Origin of the sequence: Archangium lansingense (genome assembly GCF_026626635.1) — a bacterium.
Taxonomy (GTDB): Bacteria; Myxococcota; Myxococcia; order Myxococcales; family Myxococcaceae; genus Archangium; species Archangium lansingense.
The window spans coordinates 11,821,774-11,834,681 of sequence record NZ_JAPNKA010000001.1 but is presented as its reverse complement, the minus strand read 5'-3'; the positions used below and the strand labels follow the sequence as shown (position 1 = coordinate 11,834,681).

The window sequence follows — 12,908 nt, the reverse complement described above, 5'->3', positions numbered from 1 at the left end:
GGAGCAGGCGGGCCTCGCCGTGTCCCCGCGTGCGCAGCCGTTGTCAGGAACGGATTCATGCCGCGTCTTTTCTGGATGAAAGGAGCGGTGACCATGACGACGGTGACGAAGCAGAGCCCGATGAACCTCAAGTTCCTGAACGATACTGACACTGGCATCGACGCGCTCTCGCGTACCGATCTGGCCACCGCTCTGGACCTCCTGCTCGGACTCGAGCTGACGGGTGGTCTACAGCCCGGACTCTGACGCTTCCGCGCCTTCGTCCCAGACGAGGCGCGGGACTCAGAGGCCGGGCTCCCAGAAAGGGACCCGGCCTTTTGCATTTCCGGGTCCTGCTCTCCTGCCCCGTTCGTCTATCGGCGAGGACACCGCGCTCTCAATGCGGAAAGACGGGTTCGACTCCCGTACGGGGTACACGCAACACAAGCTCCTGAATGCAACTGGTGCGCAGCACGGCCGTCTACCGTGTGAACAGGGTTCGATTCCCTGCAGGAGCGCAGCAACAAACGCGGCCGTGGCCGAGAGGCTCGAGGCCCCTGAGCGCCACTCAGGGTTACGCGGGTTCGAATCCCGCCGGCCGCTCTTCGCAGTTCAGCAATCCCATCGCCGGAGTAGCCCAACTCGGTAGAGGCGCCAGATCGAGAGTCTGGAGGTTGCGGGTTCGAATCCCGCCTTCGGCACTTGCAGTCCCCTGCAGTGCAAGCACATGCCGCGGTAGCCCAACCTGGTAGAGGCGCTGCGTTCAGAACGCAGAGGTTGCGGGTTCGAATCCCGCTCGCGGCACTCACAACAACTCGCTACACGCGCTCCCCGTTCGCCTACCGGCCCGTCACGGCCGCCATCTGGCCAGGGTCTCCCGGAGCCGGTGGCGCAGTCCCTGGGATTGGCTCGCTTCGACGCTCCGCGTGAGGGTCGCGGTTGTCTCCGTGAGCGTCCTCAGCTCCGCACTCAGGGCTCCCACCTGCTCCTCCAGCGCCAGCATGCGCGCTCGCATCTGAGCCAGCTCCTCCTGCTGCTGGCCCGCGGTTCGCGCGACCGAGGCTTCGAGGGCCGCACGGCTCTCGTCGACTCGCGACCCGAGCGCTCCCTGGGCATAGGAGAGGGACTCGCCGATTCGCCGCTGGAGCTCCGGCTCCGTCGGGCGCCGGAGGATGAGCGCCAGGGTGCTCTGCAGATCCGGATCGACGAACCAGGGGTGGGCGTGCCGTTGCCTCGTGCGGCGCATCAGGGAGACGACCTGGAGGAGCCTGGCCCGGGCCTCCTCGTTGATGCTGGCCGAGTCGATGGAGCGCAGATGCCGGGTGACCAGCCTCGCCTCGTCGTGTTTCTCAACCATCAGGCTTCGCAGGTCCGTGAGCATCTCGTCGGACACCTGGGCGAGCCCACGCCGCACCACGTCGAGGCTCGCCGCGGGGATGCCTCTCCCGGAGAAGTTGCTCCAGGCCAGCTCGTCGAGGTTGGCCGGGGTGACAACGCCGTGGACCTCCTCGTAGCCGAGGAGGACGCAGGGCAGGCGCATCGCCACCGCTTCGAGCACCACACGCCCCATTCCGGCCACTCCTGCATAGCCCTGGGCGAGCTGCGCGGCCGGATCGTCACACCACGGGTGCAACTCCACCAGCTCCCCGAGTCCCTCGGCGGCAATCGCCTCCTGGAACCGCGCCTCACTCTGGCCCCCCCCGAAGATGTGTACCTTGGAGAAGCCGAGCTGCCTCCCCATGCGGAGGAACTCCAGAATGGCCTGCTCCTTGCCATCTTCGAGCCGCGAGAACACGGCCCAGGGGCCACTCTCCACGCGCTTCACTGGCGGGAACAAGGTGAGGTCCACGCTGTTCGGCATGACGCTCCGTCGCGGTGCGAGCGCCTGGGGGACGAAGCTTCCGAGCTCCTCGGACACGACGTGAATCTCCGACGCGTACGGGAGCACGAAGTCGAAGAGTGTCACGTCGTAGTTTGGCCCTCCCAGGAAGGAGCTCGCGCCATGGAGCGTGACGAGCATGGGCACCTGGGCGAGGGCCGCGGCCATGGCGCCCGGGAGGAGGGATGCGAACGGGTGCGCGTGCACGAGTCCGATCTCTTTTTCCGCGATGAGCTTCGCGAGCTGGCGACTGGCCTCGGCACATTCGAACGCCGTCGCCGCCGCACCGAGGGAGAGTCCGGGATGGACGCTGCTGGCGATGGCCTCGAGGGGGGCGGGAACCGTCGAAGACGAGGTCGCGAAGTGCACCCGACAGCCCGCGGCGACAAGCGCGCGCGACTGGGTCAGCACTCGGGTCTCGAGTCCGCCGCGTAGGAGGTTCTCCGAAACGATGAGGATGTTTCGTCTGTCAGCCATGGGTACCTCCTCGAGAGACATTGTCCGAGTGGTACTCGAAGTAGCGCGAGCGCCGTAATGTTTTCTGCGTTGTCAGGAACGTATTCACGCTGCGTCTATTTCCGCTGAAAGGAGCGGTGACCATGACGACGGTGACGAAGCAGAGCCCGATGAACCTCAAGTCCCTGAACGATACTGACACTGGCATCGACGCGCTCTCGCGTACCGATCTGGCTACCGCTCTGGACCTCCTGCTCGGACTCGAGCTGACGGGTGGTCTACAGCCCGGACTCTGAAGCTTCCGTGCCTTCGTCTCAGACGAGGCACGGGACTCAGAGGCCGGGCTCCCAGAAAGGGACCCGGCCTTTTGCATTTCCGGGTCCTGCTCTCCTGCCCCGTTCGTCTATCGGCGAGGACACCGCGCTCTCAATGCGGAAAGACGGGTTCGATTCCCGTACGGGGTACACGCAACACAAGCTCTTGGATGCGATTGGATCGCAGCACGGCCGTCTACCGTGTGAACAGGGTTCGATTCCCTGCAGGAGCGCAGCAACAAACGCGGCCGTGGCCGAGAGGCTCGAGGCCCCTGAGCGCCACTCAGGGTTACGCGGGTTCGAATCCCGCCGGCCGCTCTTCGCAGTCCCAGCAGTGGAAGCACATGCCGTGGTAGCCCAACCTGGTAGAGGCGCTGCGCTCAGAACGCAGAGGTTGCGGGTTCGAATCCCGCCCGCGGTACTCGCAAGTCTAGGGCGCGATGAGCGCCGCTACAGCCTGATGTCCCGCGTGCTCGGCCCAGCCCTGCGGCGTGGCATCGAATGAGGTGTCGCGCACCGTGCGGTCCGCACCGCGGTCGAGCAGGAGTGACGCCACCTCGGCGTGTCCGCGCAGCGCAGCCCAATGGAGCGGCGTTGCGGCATGATCGAACGGCGGCCGCGCTTGTACGCTGGCACCACGATCGAGCAGCCACGCTGCCGCATCGCGGTTTCCGCCCATGCTCGCGAAGATCAGCGCAAGGCCCAGGATGTCGGCGCGTGATGCGGGGCGGTCTCGCACCTGGCTGTAGTGGACCAGGGCATGTGCGTCCGGCGTGAGTGTCCCATCGTCGCGGACGAACCGAGCCATCAGCTCGATGCGGCCGAGCCCCGCGGCGGTCACGAGGTCGTACCGTGCGCCACGCTCGACGAGGAAGCGCGCCGCCTCGGCTTCGCCGTAGTAGAGCGCGCCCACGAGCGGCCCTCCGTTGCGGAAGTCGATATTGGCGCTGTACGCGAGCAGCAGCTCGAGCAGCTGCCGCTGGTGGCTGGCACTGCGGGCGGCGTCGCTGGTTGCCACCAGGCCGAGGGTGCTCCACCCGATGTCATCGGGCTGCGCGGGTCCTGGCTGTGTGGCGGCGTCGACCTCGGCGCCGAGCTCGAGGATGAGCCGGGCAAGCTCCGTCGTCGTCGCCGGCAGCGGCTGGATGAGCGGGTTGCCGGCAACGTGGTGCAGCAATGTCGCCTGGTGGAAGTAGCCGCAGTAGGGGCCTTCAGCCGACGTCACGCGCGCATGTAGCAACGCTGGATTGGCGCGTAGCAACCGCTCGAGGGCCGCAGCATCGCCCGCGTAGAGTTCGTCCAGCGCCGCATCGAGAGCCGCCATACGCGAAGTTTAGTCGGAGCCACACCAGACGGGTTCGAGTCCTGCCCGTAGTGCTCGCAGTTGACAAAGCTTCCCCGTCGCCATATCCCGCGCCCCGTCTTCGGTTTCTTCACTTTCGGGTGGGGACTCGAGGGAACCCGGTGAGAGTCCGGGACTGCCCCGCAGCGGTGAACGGGAACGAAAACCGTCAGGATGCACTGGTCCTCTCCGAGGACTGGGAAGCGACGGCCAGTAGACAGGGTGGTCTCCATGCGAGGCCACGAGGCCCGTGAGTCCGAAAACCTGCCGAGGACCCGTGCCGATGGCACGGACAACACCGAGGCCTCCGAGGGGAGGCAGCGGGTGCGCCTCCGTGTGCGTCCTCTGTCAGGCCGTTCCCGGTGCGCATCCCGCTCCCGCTCCTCCTCGAAGGCATTCCGCCCGAGGGGGCGAGGAGCAGGACGAGAATGAAGACGGGAACGATGGGTTCGGGGCGGTTCGGCCGCTTCGCGGTGGTGCTGGGTGCTCTGTCGCTGGGGCTGCTGGCCACGGGCTGTGGCGAGGAGTGCGTGGACCAGTTCGACTGCGTGAGAGAGCGGGGCACTCCCGCCGAGGGCAAGCGCTACGTATGTGAGGCCAACCGCTGTGTGGTGCGGGACCTCGCTGATGCGGGAACTGGGGGCACGGATGCCGGGAGCGACGCGGGGACCGATGCCGGCACCGACGCGGGCGTCGCGTGCGCGGACCTGCCGCATGACCCGAAGCTCGGCACGCTCCAGCTCCAGACGGGCTACGCCGCCACCGAGTCCGTGGCGCTCCCGGATGGAATCGGCGCGGTGACCGCCGTTCAGGGTGGGAGCGAGTTCAAGCTGTATGGCCTGCACGGTGCCGATAACAGTCTCTATAACCTCGGCACCTGGCCGACCATCGCCTCCAGCACGACGCCCCTCCAGGCCGTCATTCCCGAGGATGATCGTGGCAGCAGCACCTTCCCGGGCGGGTACCTCACCAACGACGGCACCCGGCTGCTGACGGGCTACACCATGGCGGGGGCCGGCTTCCCCGGCAAGGTGCTCGTCTATGACTCAGCCACCCCGGGCAACACCGTCTATCTCTCCGCGCCTGGCAACTACACCGCCGTGGGCGTCTCCGGTGGCTTCCTCATCAACGGGACGGGCCTCGAGGGTGTGGCCGAGGGCGGCGCCGCCGTCTACGCGTTGAAGACGGACGCCCGGCCCTTCTCGGGCTTCAAGCTGGCCACCTTCCCGGTGGCGAACCCCGCCAGCGGCTATACGGCGCTCGCCAGCAATAATGTGGCGGTGCTCGGGTATAGCGACACCGACCAGGGTTACGCCAACTTCCTGCGCGCGGTGGCCCCCGCCACGTACACGCCCGCCTTCTCGGGTGGAACGACGTTGGCTCTCTCCGACGCCAATGCGCCCAGCATCTACGCCTCGTCCGAGCACCCGGAGGCCAGCCTCGCGGAGATCGACGGTTTCGGTGAGGGCGTGGCCATCCGCCGCAGCGTCTACGACTCCTCGTTCAACGAGTTCACGCACGATGTCTCGCGCATCTCTCTGACGGTGGGGGGCATCACTCCTGGAACCGTTACCGCTGGCGACTTCTCGCCCGTGCTCACCACCAGCAACCGCTGCACCTCGGTGGTGCTCATGGCTCCCATGGGCGCGGACCTCCTCGTTGGCGTGAAGGACAAGAACGGCCGCCGGATCGTCCGTCTCCAGCTGCCGCAATAGTCATGAAGACGCACGGCACCCTGGCGCGCTGGAGCGCCTGTCTCGTCCTGGCCGTGTTCGCCGTGGGCTGCGGGGGTCCCTCCGAGGAGGAGAAGGACCCCCCGGTCCCGGTGGTCTGCGCGAGCGAGAACAACCCGTTCGCCGACAAGGTGGCCTCCTTCCAGCCCGGCGCCTCCGCCGGCTTCGGCCAGGACGGCTACCCCACCATCGTGCTCGGACCGCCCCACGGCGGTGGCTCCGGCATGGGCTCGCTGGACGTGCTCTCGCTGGGCCAGGGGGGGCAGATTGTCCTCGAGCTCACCGACCTCGGCGTGGTGGACGGGCCCGGCGTGGACCTGCTCGTCTTCGAGAACCCCTTCGGCAACTATGCGGAGACGGCCTTCGTCGCGGTGAGCGAGGACGGCCAGACGTGGCACGAGTTCCCCTGCGCCCCCGCGGACAAGGCCAACGGCTACCCCGGCTGCGCGGGCGTGAAGCACGTCTTCTCCTCACCGGAGAACGGCCTCAGCCCTACGGACCCTGCCGTGGCGGGCGGTGACGGCTTCGACCTGGCCACCCTCGGCGTGGCTCGGGCTCGCTTCGTCCGCATCAAGGACAGCGGGGAGAACTCCTATGGCTTCACCTCCGGCGGCTTCGACCTGGATGCCATCGCCGTGGTGAACGCCTCTCCCATCTGCGAGTGGAAGTGAGGTCCGAGCTCGACCGGCGCGCCGTGCTCGGCTCGCTGCTGCACGGTACCTGTGCCCTCGCCGCGCTCTGTGCCGGCTGCGGTCCCGAGTGGCGGGAGGCCACCGTGCTCCCGTACTCCGATGCCGAGGCCTGCGGTGTCACCCCCGGCCGTCCCGAGGAGGGGTGGGTGGAGGTGAAGCTCTCCGAGTACCCGGCGCTGAGGAAGCCGGGGGGCTCGGCGGTGGTGCGCGTCCCCGAGGCCCTGCTCGACGTGGTGGTGATTCACACCGCGTCGGGCTGCCTCTCCGCCGTCTGGCACATCTGCACCCATGGCGACTGCCATGTGGATTACGTGCCCGGGCAGGCGCTCCTGGAGTGCCCCTGCCACGGCTCGCGCTTCGCCGAGGATGGCCGGGTGTTGCTCGGCCCCGCCACCCGCCCGTTACAAGCCTTCAGGGTGGCACGGGTGGATGACTCGGTGTGGATCCACCGGCCGCGCTGACGGCGTGGATCCGCCCGGGGCGGATTTGACTCCGGGTGTCAATGGTTACCCCAGGCGAACGGCGTGGCCGGGTCGTGTAATCTCCCCGCCGCGATGTGGCAGATCATCATCAACGGCCCGGGTTACTTCGACACTGCCTACGAGCTGCCCGAGGGCGTCACGCACCTCGGCCGCGCGGATGAGAACGACATCGTTCTTGGTGGCGACCTCGTCTCTCGCCGGCACGCCCGCCTCGTGGCCGAGGGGGACAGCCTGCGCATCGAGGACCTCGGCAGCCGCAACGGCAGCCGCGTCAACGGAGCACCCCTGCAGGGCAGCATCGACCTGCACCCCGGTGACACCATCTCCCTGGGTGAGAACACCCTCTCGGTACGCCAGCCCAACCAGGTGGAGAATGCCGCCACCGAGATGGTGGACCTGGGCGCCGGAGGCGTGCGCCGCTTCGGCCATGGCGACGACGTGGGGCCCTCCGTCATCCTCGCCAAGAACCTCAAGAACGTGGACCTGTTGCGGGCGCTCGACAACTTCTCCAGCCCCTTCGACGAGACCCCGGCCACCGCCGCACCTTTCGCACCGGTCACGCCCCAGGCTCCCCGCGGCGCCTACGAGACGCTCCTCCTCCTCTTCCACACCGCCGAGGCGCTCGCCACCTCCACCACCCTGACGGCCTTCCTCGAGGCCACCATGGACCGGGTGCTCGAGCGCATCGACGCCACCACCGCCGTGGTGCTGCTGCGTCACCCCACCGGGGTCCTCGTGCCCGCCGCCGTGCGCCACCGCGGCAAGCTCGCCAAGGGCGAGGTGCCCGTCTCCGATGGCATCATCGAGCAGGCCATGAGCGAGGGCCGCGCGCTCCTGGTGGGCGATGTGCGCGACGATCGCCGCTTCGCCGGCCGCGAGAGCGTCATCCTTTATGGTGTGGACCGGGTGCTCTGCATCCCCATTGGGCTCGAGCCGCCCTTCTCCGGCGTCCTCTACGTCAACACCTCCGCGAAGAACGAGACCGAGCTGGAGATCATGCTCGATACCTGCACCGCCGTGGCCCACCTGGTGGCCACTGGCGTGCAGAAGTTCTCCGCCTCCTCGGGCGGGGGGGCGCCTCCACTGCGCCACCACCTGGAGCGCTTCTTCGGGCCCGAGGTCGCCGATCGGCGTGCGGCCGAGGCCCAGCGCTCCGGTGGCAGGCTGCCCGCGCTGGCGGAATGCAACCTCACCATCGTCCACGCCGAGCTCGCCGGCTTCGGCTCGCTGGGCTTGAAGCTCGGTGCCCTGCGCACCACCGAGCTGCTCAACGACTTCCACTCGCGCCTGGGCGGGCTCGTCTTCAGCTTCGAGGGCATCGTGGAGAGCTTCTTCGGCGAGTCGCTGCGCGCCCTCTTCGGCGCTCCCGCCTCCAAGCCGGACGACGCCGTGCGCGCCGTGCGGGCCGCGCTCGCCCTGCGCGAAGACTGGGAGCGCCACATGGCCCGCCGCCCCGCGGAGGAGCGGTGCGAGCTGCGCATCGGCATCAACACCGCCCGCGTCCTGGCGGGCTTCGTGGGCCCCGAGTCCCGCCCCTCCTTCTCCGCCGTGGGCGACGGGGTGAACGTGGCCTCGTTGCTGGCCGCCACCGCCTCGCCCGGCCAGGTGCTCATCACCGGCAAGACGCTCGCGGTGATCGGCGCCCGCTTCGACGTGGTTCCCCTCGGAGAGCGCCTCCTGCGCGCCCCTCGCGACAAGGTCGCTGCCTTCGAGGTCGTGGACGAGGAAATCCCCCAGCTCACCAATCCCGGTGTGCGCTGAGGTGGGGTGGTGTGGTTGTGGTGTTGGGCTGAGGCTCGCACTCGGACCCAGAACAATGCGAGCATGGGTGCCCCCCTTGCGAGCATGAGCGCCCAGCGTCCGGCATGAACCCGTCGTCTTCGAACGCTCGACTGCGTCCGTTCCGGCCCGTGCCGTTCGGCCGCTACACGCTGCTGTCCCAACTCGCCACCGGCGGGATGGGAGAAATCTTCCTCGCACGGCTGGAGGGCGCACAGGGCTTCGAGAAGCTGTGCGTCATCAAGAAGATACTGCCGCAGCTCGCGGAGGACCCGGAGTTCGTCGAGCGCTTCGTGGGCGAGGCGCGCACGCTGGTGAAGCTGTCGCATGGCTCCATCGCGCAGGTGCTGGACATGGGCCTGCACGAGGGCGATGCGTACATGGCCCTCGAGTACGTGGACGGCAAGGACCTGCGCAAGGTGGCGGCGCGGGCCAGGGACAGGCAGAAGCCGCTGCCTCTCACCTTCGTCCTGTTCGTGATGGGCCGGGTGCTGGACGCGCTCGCCTACGCGCACCGCAAGAAGGGAGATGACGAGGGCGAGCTCAACCTCGTGCACCGGGATATCTCTCCGCAGAACATCCTCATCTCCTACGAGGGGGAGGTGAAGGTCATCGACTTCGGCCTGGCCAAGAGCCGGCTGAGCGCGGCGAAGACGAACCCGAGCATCATCCTCGGCAAGTTCCTCTACATGTCGCCGGAGCAGGCGAAGCACCAACCGGTGGACAGGCGCAGTGACCTGTACGCGGTGGGCCTGTGCCTGTACGAGCTCATCTCCGGGAGGAACCCCTTCGACTTGCTGCCCCCGGGCGAGCTGATGTCCGCGGTGGGGCAGCCGAACGTGCAGCCGCTGGGCGAGGTGGTGCCGTTCGCGCCGCCCTCGGTGACGCAGCTGGTGATGAAGGCGCTGGCGGTGGACCCGGCCCAGCGCTTCCAGACGGCGGAGGAGCTGCGCGGGAAGCTGAACGCCTGCCTGCTGGAGTTGGACCCCGCCGCGGGCCCAGAGAGCGTCAGCCGGTACATGCATGAGCTGTTCGGCCCGGAGTACCAGGGTGAGCGGCGGCTGCTCATGAGCCTCCGGGAGGCGGGACGTCCGGCCGAGCCGGAGCCCGTGGTCATCGGAATGCCGGAGGGTGTTCCTCCGAGGCCTCCATCGGAGCTGCCACCGAAGACAATCCGGTTGGATGGCTCCATCGAGCCGCTCTCCTTCAAGCCCACGCCGCGCACCCGCGAGGGTGGCCCGGTGCGGGATGACGGCGAGACGCGGCCGGCCGTGCCCGCCACGGTGGTGGATGAGCCCACTCGGCCTGCTGTCGCAGTGGAGGCCATCGAGGAGTCCAGGAAGGAGCGCCATTCGCCTTCAGGGGGCTCGCCCACGGTGGACATCTCGGGGCTCACGGCGCCCGTGGCTCCTCGGAATCCAGTCCCCGCTCCCAGTGCTCCGCGTGCTCCCGCCGCTTCTCCGCTGCTGTCTCCGGAGCCGGGCTCCGGTGCCTCGAGGGCCGCGGGAATGTCTCGGACCGGCATGCCCGCCGTTCCGCCAGTGCTCTCCTCCGAACCGGGCTCCGGTGCCTTGAGGGCCGCGGGAATGTCTCGGACCGGCATGCCCGCCGTTCCGCCAGTGCTCTCCTCCGAACCGGGCTCGGGTGCGGCACGGGCCGCGATGGCTCGGGCTTCTGTTCTCTCCGGCGGACTGGCGCCTCCCGCGCCGCGGGTCCCGCTTGTGCCGTCTGTGCCGACCCTCGGTGGGGCTCCGACGCGCGAGGTGCAGGTGTCCTCTGGAGCGGTCACCTTGCCGGCGATGCCCCTGGCGGAGCAGCCGCTCCCGGACGAGCCCGGCCCGGTGCGCATCGAGGACACCCCCATCTGGTCGGAGCCGCTCCGCGCGGACGAGGAGCTGAGCGCCAGCGAGTCGGCGCAGGAGTCTCGCTTGGCGCCTCCGGTGTCCTTCGAGACGGGTGAGGCTGGGGGGGCGGCATGGGGGGAGTCCCAGCCCCAGTGGGAGGCTGAGGAGCCGGACTCCGCCGCGCCAGTCACTGGCATGGAGTTGGGCGATGACATCGGTCTGGCGGACACGAACCCGCGCATGCAGGTGCCGGCTCCGGGCCACGAGGACACACAGCCGCGCGTGGTGCTGCAGGACGTGTATCGCCAGGACACGCAGCCGCGCGTGGTGCTCGATGAATCGCTGACGCGCGACTCGGACGATGAGGTGTCGCAGGGAGGCAAGACGCGGCGGCCTCGTCGTCGCGTGACGTCGACGGGCACGCCCGTGGTCTCCCCGCGCCCGACGTCCTCCAGTTCGAGGGTGGCGGCCATCAGCGCTCGGAGCAACGAGACGCGCGAGGCCACGAGTGACACTCCTGGTGAGGTGGAGCCGCAGGTTCCGCAGGAGATCACCCGCCGCACGGCTACCCCGACACGGCCGTTCGCGTGGAAGTGGATCGCCGGGGTGCTCGCCGCGCTGCTGCTGGTGGGCGGTGGTCTGGGGGCCGTCTCCTTCTTCATGCATCAAGAGCCGGAGCCGGTGGTGGAGCCTCCGCCAGCGCGTCCTCTCTTGCCGCCGAAGAAGGCGGCCCAGGCTCCGAAACCCTCCGAGGCCGCGGCGCCTGGCGCCGAGGCTGGCTCCCCGCAGGTCGCTTCTGCGAATGCGGAGCGCACCGGGACGGTGGAGCCCACGTCCGTCCCGGCCGACGTGGGGACGGCTGCTGCTCCGGCGGAGGCGCTCGCCGCGGCTCCCGAGGCTGCACCGGCTGGGGGCACAGGTTCTCCCCTGGGCGAGGACCTGTCCCCGGAGCAGTCCCTGCTCGCTCCGCTCGCGGCTCCGCCCAGCGCGACGGCGTCCGCTTCGAGCAAGCGTCCCGTCTCGCGCAAGCGCGTGTCCTCGCGCAATCAGTCGATGCTGCAGAAGGAGTGGGCCCGCACGCGCGTGGCCTACAAGGCACTCACCCGCATCTACGCCTGCGAGAGTCTCGATCTGCTGTGCAGCCGCTATGAGGACCTCGAGTCCGAGGTGATGGACATGGGGGATGTCGAGAGCGCCGAGCTGCTCGGCAAGGTGCGGGCGCTGCAGCGGGAGATTCAGAAGAGGAAGAAGGGCTCCTGAAGCGGAGCCCTGCCGACGCGCCGTGGACACGCTCCTCGACATTCAGGGCCTCAGCGCCGGTTATGGGCCCGCCCCCGTGCTCCGCGGCGTGGACTGCGCTGTGCGGGCCGGCGAGCTGTGGGTTGTGCTTGGACCCAACGGCACTGGCAAGAGCACGCTGCTGAAGAGTGTGCTCGGGGCCATGCCATGGACGCGCGGCCACATCCGGCTGCTGGGGCGGGAGCGGGCGGAGTGGGAGGCGCGGGCACTCGCCCAGAACGTGGCGTGGGTGCCGCAGAGCTTCGAGCCTGCCGAGGGCTTCAGCGGGCTGGAGCTGGTGTTGATGGGGCGCAGTCCGCACCTCGGCCTGTGGGGCCTCACCTCAGCGAGCGACGAGGCGGTGGCACGCGCGGTGTTGGAGGAACTCGGGGTGGCGTACCTGGCGGAGCGCTCCTGCGAGGCCATGTCAGGGGGCGAGCGCCGGATGCTGTTGCTGGCTCGTGCTCTGGTCCAGCAACCGAAGCTGTTGCTGCTGGATGAGCCTACTGCGTTCCTCGACGTGGCCCACCAGGTGGGCGCGCTGGAGCGGGTGCGCGCACGGGTGGACAAGGGCCTGGGCGCGGTGGCGGTGCTCCACGACGTCAACCTGGCGGCGGCCTTTGCCACCCACGTGCTGCTGTTGCGCGATGGGCACGTGCTGGCCCAGGGCCCCGCGCCGGAAGTGCTCCAGCGCGAGCGGCTCGAGGCCCTCTATGGCGTGCCCATGGAGATGGCGAGCGCGCCCTCGGGAGCGCGGCTGTTCGCCCCGCGCGCACGGTGGACGGCCGAGGGGCGTTAGCGACTCACGGGTTCTTGAGCTGCTCCAGGGCCATCCTTCGGGCGTTGTCCGGCCCCGCGCCTACGCCCAGGGGGGCGTTCCTTCGCTCACGCGGAACTTCCTGCGGGGCGCTGATCTTGTAGGGCCCGAGGTTCTCTCGGACCGCCATGGAGACGCCCTGGTCTCCAGACCCACCCGTTCCGGTGCCCTCCTGCCGGGAGGCACAACCCGTGGCGAGCGCCCCGCCCAACCCCAGAACCATCGTCCATCCCAACCAGCGCTTCATCGTCTCTCTCCTGACGGAAATGCGGCTGTGCTGTCCCATGAAGGTAGGGATGGAGAGGGGAGCGAC

The 12,908-nt window shown here is 69.0% G+C and carries 11 protein-coding genes, 7 tRNA genes and 1 riboswitch; of the genes, 15 read left to right on the top strand and 3 right to left on the bottom strand.

Going from position 1 to position 12,908, the window contains the following annotated elements; translation table 11 throughout:
• Window positions 1-93 precede the first annotated feature (93 nt).
• The 5 genes from OV287_RS47230 to OV287_RS47210 all read left to right on the top strand — a co-directional run bounded on the left by OV287_RS47230 (window position 94) and on the right by OV287_RS47210 (window position 783).
• Window positions 94-246 (top strand): hypothetical protein, encoded by a 153-nt coding sequence (locus OV287_RS47230; RefSeq protein ID WP_267540639.1) that lies wholly within the window; start codon window positions 94-96, stop codon window positions 244-246.
• A gap of 96 nt (window positions 247-342) precedes the next feature.
• A tRNA-Glu gene (locus tag OV287_RS47225) sits at window positions 343-414 on the top strand.
• A gap of 94 nt (window positions 415-508) precedes the next feature.
• Window positions 509-582 (top strand) — tRNA-Gly (locus OV287_RS47220).
• Between the two features lie 23 nt (window positions 583-605).
• Window positions 606-680, top strand: a tRNA-Leu gene (locus OV287_RS47215).
• Window positions 681-708: 28 nt separating this feature from the next.
• Window positions 709-783, top strand: a tRNA-Leu gene (locus OV287_RS47210).
• Window positions 784-829: 46 nt separating this feature from the next.
• On the opposite strand, the gene OV287_RS47205 is transcribed toward OV287_RS47210, so the two are convergent.
• A complete protein-coding gene (locus OV287_RS47205) occupies window positions 830-2,335 on the bottom strand; it encodes a glycosyltransferase family 4 protein (RefSeq protein WP_267540638.1) in 1,506 nt (501 codons plus the stop codon).
• 122 nt (window positions 2,336-2,457) lie between these two features.
• Between OV287_RS47205 and OV287_RS47200 the strand changes: the two genes are divergently transcribed.
• The 4 genes from OV287_RS47200 to OV287_RS47185 all read left to right on the top strand — a co-directional run bounded on the left by OV287_RS47200 (window position 2,458) and on the right by OV287_RS47185 (window position 3,049).
• The gene (locus OV287_RS47200) at window positions 2,458-2,610 is read left to right on the top strand and encodes a hypothetical protein (protein ID WP_267540637.1); all 153 of its coding nucleotides are present in this window, start codon (window positions 2,458-2,460) and stop codon (window positions 2,608-2,610) included.
• Window positions 2,611-2,706: 96 nt separating this feature from the next.
• Window positions 2,707-2,778, top strand: a tRNA-Glu gene (locus OV287_RS47195).
• A gap of 94 nt (window positions 2,779-2,872) precedes the next feature.
• Window positions 2,873-2,946, top strand: a tRNA-Gly gene (locus OV287_RS47190).
• A 28-nt stretch (window positions 2,947-2,974) separates the two neighbouring features.
• Window positions 2,975-3,049 (top strand) — tRNA-Leu (locus OV287_RS47185).
• Between the two features lie 9 nt (window positions 3,050-3,058).
• On the opposite strand, the gene OV287_RS47180 is transcribed toward OV287_RS47185, so the two are convergent.
• A complete protein-coding gene (locus tag OV287_RS47180) occupies window positions 3,059-3,952 on the bottom strand; it encodes an ankyrin repeat domain-containing protein (protein ID WP_267540636.1) in 894 nt (297 codons plus the stop codon).
• An 84-nt stretch (window positions 3,953-4,036) separates the two neighbouring features.
• A riboswitch (cobalamin riboswitch) is annotated at window positions 4,037-4,256 on the top strand.
• Window positions 4,257-4,398: 142 nt separating this feature from the next.
• Between OV287_RS47180 and OV287_RS47175 the strand changes: the two genes are divergently transcribed.
• The 6 genes from OV287_RS47175 to OV287_RS47150 all read left to right on the top strand — a co-directional run bounded on the left by OV287_RS47175 (window position 4,399) and on the right by OV287_RS47150 (window position 12,577).
• On the top strand, window positions 4,399-5,685 hold the full coding sequence (locus OV287_RS47175) for a hypothetical protein (RefSeq protein ID WP_267540635.1): 1,287 nt from the start codon (window positions 4,399-4,401) through the stop codon (window positions 5,683-5,685).
• 2 nt (window positions 5,686-5,687) lie between these two features.
• The gene (locus OV287_RS47170) at window positions 5,688-6,374 is read left to right on the top strand and encodes a cell surface protein (protein WP_267540634.1); all 687 of its coding nucleotides are present in this window, start codon (window positions 5,688-5,690) and stop codon (window positions 6,372-6,374) included.
• On the top strand, window positions 6,371-6,856 hold the full coding sequence (locus OV287_RS47165; protein WP_267540633.1) for a QcrA and Rieske domain-containing protein: 486 nt from the start codon (window positions 6,371-6,373) through the stop codon (window positions 6,854-6,856). The genes OV287_RS47170 and OV287_RS47165 overlap by 4 nt, the downstream gene beginning before the upstream one ends.
• Before the next feature lie 93 nt (window positions 6,857-6,949).
• Window positions 6,950-8,638: an adenylate/guanylate cyclase domain-containing protein gene (locus tag OV287_RS47160; RefSeq protein WP_267542563.1), complete on the top strand. Its 1,689-nt coding sequence runs from the start codon at window positions 6,950-6,952 to the stop codon at window positions 8,636-8,638.
• Window positions 8,639-8,742: 104 nt separating this feature from the next.
• Window positions 8,743-11,760 (top strand): serine/threonine-protein kinase, encoded by a 3,018-nt coding sequence (locus OV287_RS47155; RefSeq protein ID WP_267540632.1) that lies wholly within the window; start codon window positions 8,743-8,745, stop codon window positions 11,758-11,760.
• Window positions 11,761-11,782: 22 nt separating this feature from the next.
• Entirely contained in the window at window positions 11,783-12,577 is a 795-nt protein-coding gene (locus OV287_RS47150; protein ID WP_267540631.1) for an ABC transporter ATP-binding protein, read from the top strand.
• A gap of 4 nt (window positions 12,578-12,581) precedes the next feature.
• Here the strand turns inward: OV287_RS47150 and OV287_RS47145 are convergent, their stop codons facing one another.
• Complete coding sequence (locus OV287_RS47145) at window positions 12,582-12,842, bottom strand: hypothetical protein (RefSeq protein ID WP_267540630.1); 261 nt, start codon at window positions 12,840-12,842, stop codon at window positions 12,582-12,584.
• Window positions 12,843-12,908 lie beyond the last annotated feature (66 nt).